General features: G+C 72.2%; 11 protein-coding genes. 1 reads left to right on the forward strand and 10 read right to left on the reverse strand.

Annotation, left to right across the window (positions count from 1 at the left end):
* The first annotated feature begins 105 nt into the window (after positions 1-105).
* Complete coding sequence (locus ASF44_RS13620; RefSeq protein WP_056899769.1) at positions 106-1,362, forward strand: hypothetical protein; 1,257 nt, start codon at positions 106-108, stop codon at positions 1,360-1,362.
* A 108-nt stretch (positions 1,363-1,470) separates the two neighbouring features.
* Here ASF44_RS13620 and ASF44_RS32550 read toward each other — a convergent pair whose 3' ends face one another.
* From ASF44_RS32550 to ASF44_RS13670, 10 genes are all read right to left on the reverse strand, one after another.
* Positions 1,471-2,628, reverse strand: coding sequence for a PEP-CTERM sorting domain-containing protein (locus ASF44_RS32550; RefSeq protein WP_200930601.1), 1,158 nt, complete (start codon positions 2,626-2,628; stop codon positions 1,471-1,473).
* 17 nt (positions 2,629-2,645) lie between these two features.
* A complete protein-coding gene (locus ASF44_RS13630) occupies positions 2,646-4,823 on the reverse strand; it encodes a phosphocholine-specific phospholipase C (RefSeq protein ID WP_056899770.1) in 2,178 nt (725 codons plus the stop codon).
* A gap of 225 nt (positions 4,824-5,048) precedes the next feature.
* Positions 5,049-5,501 (reverse strand): VWA domain-containing protein, encoded by a 453-nt coding sequence (locus tag ASF44_RS13635; RefSeq protein WP_082524758.1) that lies wholly within the window; start codon positions 5,499-5,501, stop codon positions 5,049-5,051.
* A gap of 206 nt (positions 5,502-5,707) precedes the next feature.
* Positions 5,708-6,808 (reverse strand): ATP-binding protein, encoded by a 1,101-nt coding sequence (locus ASF44_RS13640; RefSeq protein WP_056899772.1) that lies wholly within the window; start codon positions 6,806-6,808, stop codon positions 5,708-5,710.
* Positions 6,805-10,590: a cobaltochelatase subunit CobN gene (cobN, locus tag ASF44_RS13645; RefSeq protein WP_056899773.1), complete on the reverse strand. Its 3,786-nt coding sequence runs from the start codon at positions 10,588-10,590 to the stop codon at positions 6,805-6,807. Before cobN ends, ASF44_RS13640 begins: the two co-directional genes overlap by 4 nt.
* Positions 10,591-11,399: 809 nt before the next feature.
* The gene (gene cobW, locus ASF44_RS13650) at positions 11,400-12,443 is read right to left on the reverse strand and encodes a cobalamin biosynthesis protein CobW (RefSeq protein WP_056899774.1); all 1,044 of its coding nucleotides are present in this window, start codon (positions 12,441-12,443) and stop codon (positions 11,400-11,402) included.
* A 25-nt stretch (positions 12,444-12,468) separates the two neighbouring features.
* Entirely contained in the window at positions 12,469-13,473 is a 1,005-nt protein-coding gene (locus tag ASF44_RS13655; RefSeq protein WP_056899816.1) for an LLM class flavin-dependent oxidoreductase, read from the reverse strand.
* Positions 13,463-14,242: an ABC transporter ATP-binding protein gene (locus ASF44_RS13660; RefSeq protein WP_056899775.1), complete on the reverse strand. Its 780-nt coding sequence runs from the start codon at positions 14,240-14,242 to the stop codon at positions 13,463-13,465. Before ASF44_RS13660 ends, ASF44_RS13655 begins: the two co-directional genes overlap by 11 nt.
* Positions 14,239-15,246, reverse strand: a complete 1,008-nt coding sequence (locus ASF44_RS13665; RefSeq protein ID WP_056899776.1) for an iron ABC transporter permease — start codon at positions 15,244-15,246, stop codon at positions 14,239-14,241. Before ASF44_RS13665 ends, ASF44_RS13660 begins: the two co-directional genes overlap by 4 nt.
* Positions 15,228-16,130 (reverse strand): ABC transporter substrate-binding protein, encoded by a 903-nt coding sequence (locus tag ASF44_RS13670; RefSeq protein WP_056899777.1) that lies wholly within the window; start codon positions 16,128-16,130, stop codon positions 15,228-15,230. The genes ASF44_RS13665 and ASF44_RS13670 overlap by 19 nt, the downstream gene beginning before the upstream one ends.
* Positions 16,131-16,561: the final 431 nt, after the last annotated feature.

Raw genomic sequence — 16,561 nt, forward strand, 5'->3', positions numbered from 1 at the left:
CAAATCGTGCACGACATGCCCGGCGCGCCACCGGTGAAGGCACGGCCCGGCTGGCATTCGCCTTTACCATCCCGCGCCTGCTGCAACCCACTGTGGAGATGTCACTTGTCACTGTACGAACTCAACGGCGGAGCGCTGACGCCCATCGCGAGCACGACTTTCACGACCCTGGGCTTGCGTGAGCGTTCCCAGCTCCAGGCCGCCCTTCGACACCACATATCCGCAATCACACCGGGCATCCGCACGATGGTGATCTGTGAGGAGTTCGGCGACTGGATTGATGCAAGCCGTCGCATTGACCTCCTCTGCCTGGATGAGGACGGCTGCCTTGTCGTTGTTGAACTGAAGAGAGACAACAGCGGCCACATGGAGCTTCAGGCTCTTCGCTATGCCGCCATGGTCTCAGCAATGACATTCGATCAAGCTGTGGAGGCACATCGGAGCTACCTGCGAAAGATTCAATCCGATGCAGATCCGGAGAGCGCCATCAGAGAGTTTCTGGAGGTGGAGGAAGGCCCCGTCGCGTTCTCCGACACAGTCCGGATCGTTCTGGCGGCATTGGACTATTCGACCGAGCTCACCACTGCCGTCTTGTGGCTGAACAAGCAAGGACGACTCGACATCCGCTGCGTTCAGATGCGGCCGCACAGTTTTGGCGGACGGACCGTTCTGGACATCCAACAAGTGATTCCTTTGCCGGCAGCTCGGGAATATCAAGTTGCACTTCGTCAGAAGACGATCCAGCAAGAGGCCGTCGCCCGTAGCCAAACCCGCGACATGACGCGATATGACCTGAGCGTTGGAGACACCGATTTCACGCACCTTCCGAAGCGCCGATTGATGTACCAGGTCGTCAAGGAAGCAATGAGCCGGGGAATTGCGCCGGCGCTGCTGGCGCAGGCTGCCCAACTCAGCGCAGATGCCATGTTCGTTTCCGCAGATGGCATTCTCGATGCTGACAGCCTGAGAAGCGCCGCGAGCAAGTCTCTGGATAGGTTCTACGCCAAGTCAGCAGATCTCCTGCGATTCAGTGGCAGGACGTACGCGCTTTCGCGGCAGTGGGGCAACGGCACCATCGACGCCGTGAATAGGATCATCGACCTGCTGCCTGGCGGCCCAGTCGTGGGCTTCGCCCCGACTTCAGGCATTACAGAAGAAGTCGCGTACGAGGGCTACACCATCACGCGGCGCGCCAGCGGCACCATCGAGGTGGAAAAGGACGGCGAGATCGTCCTGCCCGCCAAGCCAGCGCTGCGCCTTCTCGCAGAAAAGTTGGACATCAGCCCACTCAATGGGAATGGAAACGACCTGAACACGCGACAACTCGGAGCGGAAGTCATCAAAGCAATTGCAGCACTTTAGCTTCGAGTCGACAGCTTCAAGCGCTTTGCAGTGCTTGAGTTAGTTTTGGGCAGTCAATTGGTCTAAGCCGTGCAGATGTCCTGCTCCATCACCTCCACAACTCGGCCCTTAGGTATCGCGCGCCCCCAGCCTGCGCCAGGGTTCGCGCACTCGCCGGCCGCAGTCTTCCCTGTCGAGGTCGATCACGCTCGCCTGCACAGCATCAGGCGGGCGGTCCTGCCAATCTGGCGCACGCCTATCGGTCAACAGCCATAGCCAGCCTCGCCGCTCGGTCCGGCGGCCGAAGGTAGCAACAGCTGCGCCTGCGCGATGGCCGGCCCCCGCGGCGTGCCGCCGCCCGCGCCGATCGGGCGATCCATTCGTCGTTCCACGCGCCGCCTTGCGCGGCGGCCGGCGCAGATTCACGCGCGTGCGGGCGAAGCAAAGTAGCGCCATACGCTCCATGTCTGGTGCCCCGCCGCTGGAGGCCCGGCCGGGCTGGCACGCGATGCGGGCCGTGCGCGAGGGCCGGTATTGCCGGATCGCTGAGCCGCGCTTCGACGTGCTGGTGCGGCCGGGGCCGCGCATCGACGAGGCCGCGCAGGAGGTGCTGGCCTGCCTGGCGGCGGTGGACCGGCGCGTGGCCAGCACGCCCAGGCCCAGCAGCAGCAGGGACGCCATGCCCGGCTCGGGCACCTCGCCCACCGCCGGCGCTTCGAGCACGAAGGCCAGGTTGTCGGCATAGCCGTCGTTGTCGCCGCCGCCGATGCGCTCCATCGACAGCCAGAAGGCCAGCTGGCTGGTGCCGGCCGGCAGCAGGCCCTCGGCCTCGCGGTAGAACAGGCCGGTCTGGTTGTTGCGGTCCGCGGGCAGCACCGGGCCGATGGCGGCGCCGCCGATCTCGGTGCCGAAGCCGTCGAGGAACTGCACGTAGAACAGCGCGTTGTCGCCCTGGCTGCTCCAGCCGCCGAGCCAGCCGCTCAGCGAGAAGGCGATGGACCCGGTCGTCGCCATGCCGAAGTCCAGCGTCTGGTAGCCGACGGCGTAGGCGCCCGTGCCCGTGAACATCCTGGCGCCGCGGTCGGTCGGGCCCGGCTGCGTGGGCAGCACCCAGTTGCTGCCGTAGTTGACCGACTGGATCGGGCTGTAGCTGGAGTAGCCGGTCCAGCCGGTGACGCCGGCCTCGGCGTTGCCGTTGACGACCAGGTTGCTGCCGTACACGACGGCGGCCTGGCTGCTGCAGGCCACGGCGAGCAGCGCCGTGGCGATGAGGTGTCGAAATTGCATGGTGGTGATCGTGAAGTTCAGTTGATGCGGTATTGGTCGAGCTGTGCGGCGCCCTGCATCGCGGGGTCGCTGATCGACGGCAGGCCGTTCTCCAGGTGGCCGGCGAAGCGGCGCAGCCAGGCCGGCGCGCTGTTCACGCGCAGGCTGTAGTCGTACCAGTTCGAGCTGACGGCCAGCGGCAGGCGCACGCTGCTGCGCGAGCGCGCCACCACGCGCACCTCGGGCAGCTGGTGGGTGTAGTACTTGTTGGCGCTCAGCTGGAAGGTGCAGGGCTGACCGCCGTTGTTGACCAGCTCGACCACCAGTTCGCCGGTGGCGCGTTCGGCCCGCAGCACCATCTCGGGCAGCGCGGAGCCGCTGGCACGGCGCACGTCGCCCGCGATGTGGCGGTGAAAGCCGTTCGGCCCCAGCACCCAGAGGTCGTAGGCCGCGGTGGTGTTCCAGCGCCCTTTCAGCTGCTTGCCCGGCTCGACCGTGTAGCGGCGCGGCACCTGGTCCAGCGCCAGGCGGTCGTACACGTGGAACACGGCGCCAGCTTCGCCGGCGTTCTCGAAGGTCAGCACCACCTGGCCGCCCGCGTCGGGCACCTCGGCCTGCACCTGCAGCTCGTACGGCAGGGCGCGCGCCGGCCGCACGCCGGCGGCCTGCACCGGCGCGGCCAGCGCGGCCGGCGTGGCCGGCACCTTGGTGTCCACCAGCGCCAGCGACCGCGCGCGCCGCGCGGCCGTGGCCGGCAGCAGCTGCATGAAGCCGTTGTCTTCCGGATTCAAGAAGTCGAAGCACGACAGCAGGTTGCCGGACACCGCCCGGCGCCACGGGCTGATCAGCGGCTCCTGCACGCCGAAGCGGGCCTCGATGAAGCGCAGCACCGAGCTGTGGTCGGCCACCTGCGAGTTGACCCAGCCGCCCTTGGTCCACGGCGAGACCACGTACATCGGCACGCGCGGCCCCAGGCCGTAGGGCCGGTTGATGGTGCGCGCATCGGCGCCGTTGAGCACGTGGTGGTATTCGCCGGTGGTGTCGACGGTCGATGCGCCGGCCAGCTGGGCCTGCGCCGGGTTGGCGTTGTAGGCCGTGTACGAGGGCACGGCCGGCGGCGGCATGTGGTCGAAGAAGCCGTCGTTCTCGTCGAAGTTGACCAGCAGGACGGTCTTGCTCCAGACCTCGGGGTTGGAGGTCAGCGCGTCCAGCACGCGCGCGGTGTAGTCGGCACCCGATGCCGGGCTCGAGGGCCCTGGATGCTCGGAGCCCTCGGCCGTGGCGACGATCCAGCTGACCTGCGGCAGCCGGTCGGCCAGCACGTCGGCCTTGAGCAGGTCCAGGTCGCGCGTGCTGACGCCGCGGTCGCGCAGGGCCTGCGAATAGCCGGGACGCAGGTACCACGCGTTGCGGAACGGGCGGAAGCCGGCCAGCGGGTTGTCGGTGAAGTTGTCCGCCATGTTCTGGTAGACCTGCCAGCTGATGCCGGCGGCCTGCAGGCGCTCCGCATAGGTCACCCAGCGGTAGTCGGTGTTCTGGTCGGGGTTGAAGCTGTCGCGGCTGTTGTCGGTCGACGGGCCGCCGGCCTGGGCCAGCGGGTCGTTGTGCCCGGTCCACAGGAACAGGCGGTTGGTGTTGGTGCCGGTCTGCGTCGCGCAGTGGTAGTGGTCGCACAGCGTGAAGGCCTTGGCCAGCGCGAACTGGAACGGCAGGTCGGCCTCGGCGTAGTAGCCCATCGAATGGTTCTGCTTGGCCGTGCACCAGTCGTTCATGCGGCCGTGGTCCCAGGCGAGCTGCGCGTCGAGCCAGGAGTGCGGCGTGCCGGCCACGCGCATGACCGGAAAGTCCTGCTCGGTGTTCAGGCGGAACGGCGCGATCGGCTTGCTCGTGGGCCAGTTGGGCCGGCCGGGCACGGGCGCGCCGCCCACGGTCTGCTGCACGAACACGGACTTGCCGCTGAACAGGTTCTGCCGGTCCTTCACGGGCACCGGGAACGGATCGCCGAAGCCGCGCACGCCGGCGAGCGTGCCGAAGTAGTGGTCGAAGCTGCGGTTCTCCTGCGTCAGCACGACGATGTGCTCGACGTCCTGCAGCGTGCGCGTGCGCTGGTTGGCCGGCAGCGCCAGCGCGCGCTGGATGGCCGGAGGGAAGGTGGCGAGCACGGCGCTGGCGCCGCCGGCCTGGGCCAGGGTGCGCAGGAAATCGCGGCGGCTCATGGCTGCGCCTTTGTGCGCGGGAACGCGTTGGAGGAATGCATTTTGAGGTTCCGGGTCGATGGGGGGCGCTGACGCGGGTCAGCGAGGGCAATGTAGGCAGCGACGGTGACCGCGCGATGACGCGCTGTCGCACATGCGCGCATGCGGGCGCACAGGCCGGTCGCACACCCCGGCCGCTCGCCCCGGTCGCACACCCCGGCGCGCGTGCCGGTGCCGACGACCGACTCAGGCCCAGTCCCCGGGCCGCAGGCAGTCCACGCCCCAGGCCAGCGCCAGCGCCTGCGCGCGCCCCAGCCGCACGCGGCCCTGCTCGAAGTCGATCACACGCGCCTGCGCGGCCTCGCGCGGGCGGTCGGGCCGGTCGCGCGCACGTCCATCGGTCAGCAGCCACAGCCAGCCCTCGCCGCCCGGCCCGGCGGCCGAGGCCAGCAGCTGCGCCGCCTGCGCGATGGCCGGGCCCAGCGGCGTGCCGCCGCCCGCGCCGATGGGGGCGATCCAGTCGTCGTTCCATGCCGCCGCCTTGCGTGGTGGCAGGCGCAGCTCCACGCGGGTGCCGGCAAAGCACAGCAGCGCCACGCGCTCGCGCCGGCGGTAGGCCTGCTCCATGAGCGCGAGCAGCACACCCTTGGCCCGCGCGAGCGCGCCGCCCGTGGCCATGGAGCCCGAGCAGTCGAGCACGAAGCAGTGCAGCCGCTGGCCGGACGGCGGCTGCGGGCGGCGCCGCAGGTGTTGCGCCGCGAGCGTTGCGGCGCCGCGCGCGGCCAGCGTGCCGGGCCAGTCCCACCCGCCCGTGGCGGGGCTGCGCTGCGGCTGGCTGGCCAGCCGTGCCTCCGCACCGGTGGCGCGCCCGGCCGCATGGCCTGGCGCGGGATCGGCGCGGAGGCTCAGGCTTTTTTTGCGGCGGCCTTCGCGCTGGCGGACAGCAGTTCCGGCACGGCCAGGCGCACGGTGCCGGTGGGCTCGGGCGGCATGGCGCCCCAGTCCGATGCGCCAGCGGCTTCGGGCGGGGTGGCCCCGTCGGCAGGCGGTGGCCGGTCCGCCGTGGACGGGCCGGCGGGCGATGCGGCGGGCGGCACGGCCGGTTCCGGCGCGGGCGCCGGCGGCGGCACGCCGGGCTTGCGCCGGTGCACGAGCGCCAGCTCGGCCACGGCCTGCACGTGCGCGGGCGTGACCGCGTCGTCGCCTTGCCAGGCGGCCCAGGCGCGGGCCGCGCGCAGCAGCACGAGATCGGCCCGCAGCCCATCGACCTGCGCCTGCACGCACAGCGCGCCCGCGGCCTGCAGCACGGCGTCGGACCAGGGCAACGCGTCGGGCGCCTGCACGCGCGTGCGGGCCGCGCCCAGGCGCTGCGCCAGCGCGGCCTGCGGCGAGGCATGCTGCGCGCGGAAGGCGGCCGGGTCGGCCTCGAACTGCAGCCGCGCGCGCACCGCGGCCTGGCGTTCGGCCGGCTCGCGCAGGTTGCCGAGCCGCACGCACAGCCCCAGCCGGTCGAGCAGCTGCGGGCGCAGCGCACCCTCCTCCGGGTTCATGGTGCCCACGAGCACGAAGCGTGCGGCGTGGCGGTGCGAGATGCCGTCGCGCTCGACCACGTTGACGCCGCTGGCCGCGGCATCGAGCAGCACGTCGACCAGCGCGTCGGGCAGCAGGTTGATCTCGTCCACATAGAGCACGCCGCCGTGCGCGCGCGCCAGCAGGCCGGGCGCGAACCGCACTGTGTGCCCGGCCAGGGCCTGTTGCAGGTCCAGTGTGCCGGCCACATGCTCGAGCGAGGCGCCCAGCGGCAGCGTGACGAAGGGCGCGCCCGCCAGCAGTTCGGCCAGCGCACGCGCCGCGGTGGACTTGGCCGTGCCGCGCGGCCCTTCGACCAGCACGCCGCCGATGCGCGGGTCGATCGCGGCCAGCAGCAGCGCCTGGCACAGCGCGGGCTGCCCGGCGATGGCGGCAAAGGGAAACAACGGCGGCAGTTCGGTCTCGGACAGGTTCATCGCCCTCCCTCCATCAGGTTCTCGTGGTCCAACAGCAGATCTTCGAGCTGCTGGCGGTAGTCGCCGGGCTGCTCCCACAGGCCGCGCTGCATCGCCTCCAGCAGGCGCTCCAGCATGCCGCGCAGGGCCGCGGGGTTGTGTTCGGCCACGAATTCGCGCACCGCAGCGTCGCGCACGTAGGCGTCGGCCACCAGCGCGTAGTGGTGGTCGGCCACCTGGCCCGTGGTGGCGTCGAAGCCGAACAGATAGTCCACCGTGGCCGCCATCTCGAACGCGCCCTTGTAGCCGTGGCGCATGGCGCCCGCGATCCACTTGGGGTTGGTGACGCGCGCGCGCACCACGCGGCCGATCTCCTGGTGCAGCGTGCGCACGCGCGGCTGCTGCGGGTTGGCGTGGTCGCCGTGGTAGAGCGCGGGCGTCCTGCCCGAGACCTCGCGCACGGCCGCGGCCATGCCGCCCTGGAATTGCAGGTAGTCGGACGAGTCGAGGATGTCGTGCTCGCGGCTGTCCTGGTTCTGCGCCACGATGTCGAGCGCGCCCAGGCGGCGGCGCAGCGCGCCTGCGGCCGGCTCGCCCTCGCTGTCCTGCCCGTAGGCGTGGGCGCTCCAGCCGATCCAGGCGCGGGCCAGGTCGCCGGCGTCCTGCCAGTCGCCGCTATGCAAGAGCGGGTCCATGCCCGTGCCGTAGTGGCCGGGCGGCGCGCCGAACACGCGCCAGCCGGCCTGGCGGCGGGCCTGCTCGGCCGTGGCGCCAGCGTCCTGCAAGGCCTGGGCTTCGGCCAGGATGCGCGCGCGGATCGGGTTGTCTTCGGCGTCTTCCTCCAGCGCGGCCACGGCCTGCACGGCGGCGTCGAACATCTGCACCGCGAGCGGAAACGCGTCGCGGAAGAAGCCGGAGATGCGCAGCGTCACGTCCACGCGCGGGCGGTGCAGGCCGGCGCGCGGCACCACCTCGAAATCCTGCACGCGCTGGCTGCCGGGCGCCCAGCGCGGGCGCACGCCGATGAGGGCGAAGGCCTGGGCGATGTCGTCGCCGCCCGTGCGCATGGTGGCCGTGCCCCAGACCGACAGGCCCAGCGTGCGCGGGTACTCGCCATGCTCCTGCAGGTAGCGCTCCAGCAACTGGCGCGTGGCGAGCTGGCCCAGTTCCCAGGCGGCCTGGGTCGGGATGGCGCGCGTGTCCAGCGTGTAGAAGTTGCGGCCCGTGGGCAGCACGTCGGGCCGGCCACGCGAGGGCGAGCCGCTGGGGCCGGCCGGCACGAACAGGCCGCGCAGGCCGCGCATGAGCTGGCGCAGTTCCTCGCCACCGCAGGCGTCCAGCGCCGGGGCCAGTTGGTCGCGCACGCGCTGCAGCACGGCCTGGGTCTGCGGCCAGTCGGCGGCCTGCGCCGCGCCGTCCAGCAGTTGCTGGGCGATCAGCTCCAGGCGTTCGCGCGTGTCGCCTTCGTGGCGCCAGGGCTCGGTGCCCAGGGCCTGCAGCACGGCGGGGCGCGGGCCGGTCCAGGGCCGGGCCGCCTCCAGGCGCAGCGGGTCGAAGCCCGTGCCCGGCAGCAGGTCGGCCGCCAGCGCGGCCAGCAGGCCGGCGTCGGCGCCCTGCCCGCTGCCGTAGGGGAAGCGCGCGAGCGCCAGCAGCGTGTCCCTGCGCTGGCGGCCTGCGGGCGAGCGGCCGAAGACATGCAGCCCGTCGCGGATCTGCGTCTCCTTGAGCTCGCAGAGGTAGGCGTCGATGCGTTCGAGCAGCGCGTCCTCGTCCTGCGCTGCGCCGGGCGGCAGATCCAGCTCGCCGGCCAGGTGCTGGCGGCGCACGGCCTCCACGATCTGGCGGCGCAGCAGCGCGGCGCGGCGCGCGTCGACGAGCAGTGCGTCGTAGTACTCGTCGACCAGGCGTTCCAGGTCCTGCAGCGGGCCGTGGTTCTCGGCGCGCGTGAGCGGCGGCATCAGGTGGTCGACGATCACGGCCTGGCTGCGGCGCTTGGCCTGCGCGCCCTCGCCGGGGTCGTTGACGATGAAGGGGTACAGGTGCGGCAGCGGGCCGAGGATGGCGTCGGGCCAGCACGCGGCGGACAGCGCCAGGCTCTTGCCTGGCAGCCATTCGAGGTTGCCGTGCTTGCCCACGTGGACGATGGCGTCGATGGCGAACACGTCGCGCAGCCAGAAGTAGAAGGCCAGGTAGTGGTGCGGCGGCACGAGTTCGGCATCGTGGTAGCTGGCGTAGTCCTGCGCGCCCGCGGTGCCGAGCGCACGCGCCGGCTGGATGCCAATGAAGACCTGGCCCAGCCGCAGGCCGGCCACCATGAAGCGGCCCTGGCGCAGCGCGGGGTCGGCCTCGGGCGGGCCCCAGCGCGCGTCGATGGCGGCCGCCATGCCCTCGGGCAACGCAGCCAGGCGCGCCAGGTAGTCGGCCAGCGCGTAGCTCTGCCAGGCCGGGCGCAACGGCCACTGCGCGGGGTCGTTGGCGATGCCCTGCTGCAGCTGGCGCATCAGCGCGTCGCCGTCGTGCGGCAAGGGGCCATCGCCGAGCGCGTGGCCCTCGGCGGCCAGCGCCTGCAGGATGGCCATGACCGAGGCCGGCGTGTCCAGCCCCACGCCGCTGCCGATGCGGCCTTCGCTGCCGGGGTAGTTGGCCAGCACGAGCGCCAGCCGCTTCTCGGCCGCCGGCAGCGTGCGCAGCCGGCACCAGCGCTGCGCGAGTTCGGCCACGAAGTCCACGCGGTCGGGCTCGGCGTGGTAGGCCGCGATGTCGGCCTGCGTGACGGGGCAGCGGTGCGCCAGCCCCTTGAAGCTGATGGCGCGCGTGACGATACGGCCATCCATCTCGGGCAGCACCACCTGCATGGCGATGTCGCGCGGGCGCAGGCCCTGGGCATCGGCCCGCCAGTCGTCGCGGTTGCCGCCGCTGGTGATGACCTGCAGCACGGGCGCATCGCCCGCCAGGGCCTGGCCCGGCTCCAGCGCCGAGAAGGCCGTGGTGTTGAGCACCAATTGCACCGCGTGCGCGGCGCACAGCGTGCGCAGCGTGGACAGGCACAGCGCGTCCTTCAGCGAATCCAGCGCCAGCGGCAACGGGTTCAGGCCGCGCGCATGCAGCGCCAGGGCCAGCGCGTCGAAGGCGGCCGTGTTGCCGGCCAGGAGGTGCGAGCGGTAGAACACCAGCGCAACCACGGGCGCGCCGGGCCGCCAGGCGGCGCGCAGGTCGTCGATGCCCGGCACCGCATGGGGCTGCGCGCACAGCGCGGGCGGCACGTACAGCGCGGCCTGCGGCAGGCTGCGCGGCGGGGGCGGCGCCTCGCCCTGCCCCAGGCCCAGGTGCGCCACGGCCTGCAGGAAGGCGCGCGCATTGGCCGGCCCGCCGGCGCGCAGGTATTGCCAGAGCTGGCGGCTGTCGGCCTGCGGCAGCGTGCCGCGCGCGAGCAGGTGCGGGTCTTCCTGCAGGTCGCCCGAGAACATGGCCAGGCGCTGCCCCTTGGCGCGCGCCAGCGCGGCGATCTGCTGCACGCCGTAGGGCCAGGCCGATTCGGAGCCCAGGTGGTCCACCACCACCACGCGCGCGTGCTGCAGCACCTCTTCCACATACAGGTCGAGCGAGGCCGGCTGGCGCAGGTACAGCAGGTTGGCCAGGCGCAGGCTGGGAAAGCCGTTGAGCTGCTGCGCGGCGGCCGACAGCAGGGCCAGCGTGGTGTCGGCGGAGCTCAGCACGACGATGTCGGCGGGTTGCTGGTCCAGGCGCATGACGACGCTGGGGTCTTCGACGAAGCCGCCGGGGCGGGTGGAGAGAAGGTGCATGTCAGTCGCCTGCCGCCAATAGCGCGGCCGAGCGCAGCGATGGCCCGTGCATGACCCCGCGCCCGGGGCCCCTGTGCCCACGCCGAGGAGCGCAGTGGCCTGGGCGGCGCGGGGAACCTCGCGCTTTGTGAACTGACTCATTGCACTTGTTCGAGCTGAACGAACGCAGTGAGTGGTGCGAGTTGTGCAATGCGCCCAGGCCGCGAGCACCGCAGGTTGCCCGGAGCGCCAGCGGAGGGNGCACTTGTTCGAGCTGAACGAACGCAGTGAGTGGTGCGAGTTGTGCAATGCGCCCAGGCCGCGAGCACCGCAGGTTGCCCGGAGCGCCAGCGGAGGGACGGGGGCACCGGGGTCGCCTTCTCTTTGGTTACTTTCTCTTGGCGAAGCAAGAGAAAGTGACTGCACTGCCGGGGGCATATCCCGGCCTCTGGTGCCAGCAAGAAAAACTACGGTTGATCCACGTGAGGAGGCGGGGATTTCGCCCCCGCACGACGACTGACTTTTCTTGTCTCGCCAAGAAAAGTCAGCAAAAGAAGGCGACCCCGGTGCCCCTGTCCTTCCGCTTCGCTCCAGGCAACCTGCGGTGCTCGCGCCATGGGCTGCATTGCGCAACTCGCACCGTTCACTGCGTTCACTCAGCTCGGACAAGCGCAATGAGTCAGTGATTGAAGCGCAAGGTGCCCTTGCGCAGCCCATGGCGCTGCGCTCCTCGGCAGGGGCACAGGGGGAAGTCCCACTCGGGCAGTCGCTGCGCTCGGCCGCGAACGGCCGGCGCTGCGCGCGGCGAACGCTGGGAGCGGGCTGTGCCATCAGGCTTCGACGCCCGCCAGCCCGGCGCGCAGCGCGGCCTCGTCCAGATCCTGGCCGATGAACACCAGCCGCGTGCCGCGCCCCTCGCCGTCGCGCCAAGCGCGGTCGAAATGGTGGTCCAGCCTTCTGCCCACGCCCTGCAGCAGCCAGCGCATCGGCTTGCCCGGAATCTCGGCGAAGCCCTTCACGCGCAGGATGGTCTGCTGCTCCACCAGCCGCGCCAGGGCCGCCAGCAGGCGGTCGCGGTCCACGGCCGGCAGCTCGATGACATGCGCATCGAACGCGTCGTGGTCGTGGTCTTCTTCGTGGTCGTGGTGGCTCACGCGCTGGTCGATGGTGGTCTCGGCCGCCTTGGCCAGGCCCAGCAGCACGTCCAGCGGCAACTGGCCCTGGGTCGACTGCACCACCTTGACGGCGGGCGGCAGCTCCTCGCGCACGAGGGCCGTCACGCGCGCGACGGCGGCGGCGTCCACGAGGTCGGTCTTGTTCAGCACCACGAGGTCGGCGGCCGAGAGCTGGTCTTCGAACAACTCGTGCAGCGGCGACGCGTGGTCGAGGTTCGGGTCGGCGCGGCGCTGTTCGTCCACGGCCACGGGGTTGGCGGCGAACTGGCCGGCGTCGGCGGCCGGCGTGTCGACCACGGTGACCACGGCGTCCACCGTGAACACGTTGGCGATCTCGGGCCACTGGAAGGCCTGCACGAGCGGCTTGGGCAGGGCCAGGCCGCTGGTCTCGATCAGCACGGCGTCGATCTGGTCGCGGCGCTCGGCCAGCAGCTGCATGACCGGAAAGAACTCCTCCTGCACGGTGCAGCACATGCAGCCGTTGGCCAGCTCGTAGAGCGCGCCTTCCTGTTCCTTGCCGTCCTCGTCGCAGCCGATGCCGCAGGCCTTCAGGATCTCGCCGTCGATGCCCAGTTCGCCGAACTCGTTGACGATCACGGCGATGCGCCGGCCCTGGGCGTTGTCCAGGATGTGGCGCAGCAGCGTGGTCTTGCCGCTGCCCAGGAAGCCGGTGACGATGGTGGCGGGGATCTTTTGCATGGGTCGGTTCTCCAGAGTGTTGGGGTCAGAAGGAGCGCAGCGCGGGCAGCACCTCGCGCGCGAACAGGCGCATGGCCTGCAGCGCCTGGGCGTCGCTCCACAGGCCGTTGGCGTTGAACACGCAGCGCAGGTGGCCGATGCCGGTGCGCGCGCGCAGCGTGGCGATCTGGTCCAGGCACTGCGCCGGGCTGCCGCAGACGAACTGCTCGCGCAGCACGCGTTCGGCGTCGATGGGGGGCACCTGCTCGGGCGGCACGCCGCGCCGGCCCGCGAAGTACACGCGGCGCTGGTAGAGCTGCGGCCACAGCGTGGCCAGTTGCCGGGCCACCGCCGCCTCGTCGGGTGCGATGCAGACGTAGCGCGCCAGCGACGAGCGTGCCTGCAGCGCGGCCGCGTCGCCGCCCTGTGCCGCGGCCTGCGCGTGCAGCTGCGCGAGCTGGGCGCCTTCGGGCGGCTCCAGGCTCAGCAGCAGCGGCAGCTCCTGCGCGAGCGCGAAGCCCAGCGTCTCGGCCGTCGTGCCGGCCACGTACATGGGCGGATGCGGCCGCTGCACGGCCGGCGCCAGGGCCGCGCGCGGCGGAAACTGCCACGGGCCCTCGCCGGCCGCGAGCGGCTCGCCGCGCAAGGCCTGGCGCAGCAGCCGGCAGGATTGCTCGAAGCGCGCGCGGGTGTCCTGCGGCGCGATCTGCAGGGCCTGCAGCGCCGCGGGCTCGGTGCCGCGGCCCAGCCCCAGGTCGAGCCGGCCGCCGCTCTGGAAGTCCAGCTGGGCCACCTCTTCGGCCAGCATCAGCGGGTGGTGCACGGGCAGCACCAGCACCGAGGTGCCCACGCGCAGCCGCTCGGTGCGCGCCAGCAGCGCGGCGGCCAGCAGCAGCGGCGAGGGATACGGCCAGGGCTGCTCGGGCACGCGGAATTCGTTGAACCACACGCCGTCGAAGCCCAGCCGCTCGGCCTCCTCGAACAGCGCGAGAAAGCCGCGGTGGTCGCCGCGCGTGGCCTCGCGCGTCCAGCCCGCCAGGTCAATCCGCATGGCCATCCTCCTGCAGGCGGTGGGCGCGCAGCAGCGTGTGCGGCGGCACCGGCACGCGCTCGAAGCGCACGCCGAACACGGCGTCGAGCGCCGGCGCGTGCAGCAGCGCGGCGCCGCCGTCGAGTGCCACGCGGCCCTGGTCCAGCACCACCACGCGCTCGAAATGCTGGAAGGCCAGGTCGAGGTCGTGCATGGCGACGACCACCAGCCGCTCGCGCCCGCGTGCGGCCAGCGACTGCACCAGCGCGAGCCGGTGGCGCACGTCCAGCGCCGCGCCGGGCTCGTCGGCCAGCAGCACGGGCGGATCGGTGGCCAGCACGGTGGCCAGCAGCGCGCGGGCCTGCTCGCCGCCCGACAGCGTGGACCAGCGCCGTGCGGCAAAGGCGGCCAGGCCGGCCTGGTGCAGCACGGCGGCGGCGTCCAGCGCAGCCGCCTGCCCGTCCAGCCGCATGGCGACGAGCTCGTCCACACGCACATCCCAGTGCGGCTCAAAGTGCTGCGGCATGTAGCCCACGGCCTGCGCGCGGCGCGCCACCGGCAGGCCGGCCAGGTCCACGCCGTCGAGCAGCACCCGGCCCGCGTGCGGCGCCAGCAGCCCGGCCAGCAGTGACAGCAGCGTGGACTTGCCGGCACCGTTGGGGCCGACCAGGGCCACGGCGCTGCGCGCGGGCAGGTCGAGGCTGACCGCGTCGACCACGGTCCGGCCACGCCGGCGCAGCATGAGGCCGTGCGCCTGCAGGCGCGACACGGTAGTAGACGGCTCGCTCATGCCGACCGCAGCCGCCGCGCCAGCAGCACGATGAAGAACGGCCCGCCGGCCACGGCGGTGATGAGGCCCAGCGGCACTTCGGCCGGCGGCAGCGCCGCGCGCGCGATGGCGTCGGCCACGGTCACGACGATGGCGCCGACCAACGCCGAGGCCGGCAGCACCTTGCGGTGCAGCGGGCCGACCATCCAGCGCGCGATGTGCGGCGCGGCCAGCCCGACGAAGGCCACCAGGCCGCCATAAGCCACGGCGGCCGCCACCACGAGCGAACCCACGAGCACGGCACGCGGCACGAAGCGCGCCACGTCCAGCCCGAAGCCCTGGGCCGCCTGGTTGCCCAGGCCCAGCAGGTCCAGCCCACGCGCGATGGCGCGCGTGGCCGCCACGCAGGCCGCCGTGATCAGCGCCAGCACGGCGAGGCCTGCCCAGCTGGGCGTCTGGATGCCGCCCAGCACCCAGCTCATGACGACCTGCAGGCTCACGGTTTCGTCGGACAGGGCCAGCATCAGGAACGAGCGCACGGCGCCAAGCACCGCCGCCAGGGCTACGCCGGCCAGCAGCAGCCCGGCGGCATCGAGCGCGCCGGCCACGCGCGCCACGCCCAGCACCAGCATGGTGGCGCCCCAGGCGCCGAAGAAGGCCAGCGAGGACAGCGTGAGCGCCTGCGGCAGCCCCAGCGGCACGAGCAGCGCGATGGTGGCGCCCAGCGCCGCGCCGCCGGAGGCGCCGAGCAGGTAGGGCTCGGCGAGCGGGTTGCGGAACACGCCCTGGAACACCGTGCCCGACAGGCCCAGCAGCGCGCCGACCAGGGCGGAAGCCAGCACGCGCGGCAGCCGCCACTCGAACAGCAGGCGGCTGCGCAGCGTCTCGTCGCCGAGCACGGCCCGCCAGACGTCGGCCGGGCTGGCCCATTGGTGGCCCGCGCAGGCGCCCAGCAGCAGGCACCCGGCCAGCAGGGCCCAGGCGGCGCTCCAGGCGCGCCACGGGATCACGCGGGATGCAGCCATCGAGCGAGCTTCTCCACGCCATCGAGCGTGCGCGGCCCGGGGATCAGGAATTCGGAGCGCGAGACGGTGACCGCGCGGCCGCTGCGCACGGCCCGCATGCCGCGCCAGCCGGGCTGGCCGACGAGGTCGCGCAGGTCCGTGTCGGCGCCGGCGAACAGCAGCACGTCGGGGTCGGCCGCCAGCACGGCCTCGGGCGAGACCTGGGGCACGGCGCCAGCGCCGGCCAGCGCGAAGCGGCCGCCCGCGCGCAGCATGGCCTCGCCGGTGTAGGTGTTGGCGCGCGCCACCAGCAGCATGCCGTTGCCCAGGCGTCCGGTCAGCATCAGCATGCGCGGCGCGGGGCGGCCGGCCACGTGCGCATCGACCTGCGCCAGCCTGGCCTGCAGGTTGCCGGCCAGTGCCTCGCCGCGTTCGGCCACGCCCCCGGCCTGCGCGATGAGGCGCACGTTGCCGATGACCTCGGCCAGCGAGCGGCTCAGCAGCACCAGGATGGGCACGCCGATGCGCTCCATCGGCGCCACGAGTTGGTGCGCGGCCTGGCGCGCGGGCGTCACGACCACGAGGTCGGGCCGCTGCGCCACCACCGCATCGGCCGAGAAGCCGAGGCGCCCGCCGACCTTGGCGATGCGCTGCACCTCGGGCGGAAAGCGCGTGAAGTCCTCCACGCCGACGATGCGGTCCAGCATGCCGAGCGCGACCACCAGCTCGGTGTTGGACGAGAAGATGGTCACGATGCGCTGCGGCGGCGCGGGCAGGACCACGCGGCGGCCGAGGGCGTCGTGCAGCACGGTGGGCGCGGCGCGCGCGGGCAGGCCGGCCAGCGCCAGGCCGCCGGCGGCGCAGTGGCGCAGCAGGGCCCGGCGCGCAGTAGATGACGAGGCCATCTCAGTCATCCATGGCGCTGCGCGCCCAACGACGGGGCCGAGCGCAGCGATGGCCCGAATGGGACCCCGCGCCCGGGGCCCCTGTGCCCACGCCGAGGAGCGCAGCGGCCTGGGCGGCGCGGGGAACCTCGCGCTTCAACATCTGACCCATTGCACTTGTCCGAGCTGAACGAAGGCAGTGAGTGGTGCGAGTTGTGCAATGCGCCCAGGCCGCGAGCACCGCAGGTTGCCCGGAGCGCCAGCGGAGGGTCGTGGGGACCGGGGTCGCCTTCTCTTTGGTTACTTTCTCTTGGCGAAACAAGAGAAAGTGACTGCGCCGCCGGGCGCACATCCCGGCCTCTGGTGCCTGTGCGAACGCAGTGTGTTCTATGCACACCCCCTGCCGATCGGCGTTCGGAGGTGGGGCTATCCACCCCACACCCGGACTTACT

Source organism: Pseudorhodoferax sp. Leaf274, from assembly GCF_001422445.1.
In the GTDB taxonomy this organism is placed as follows: domain Bacteria; phylum Pseudomonadota; class Gammaproteobacteria; order Burkholderiales; family Burkholderiaceae_C; genus Pseudorhodoferax.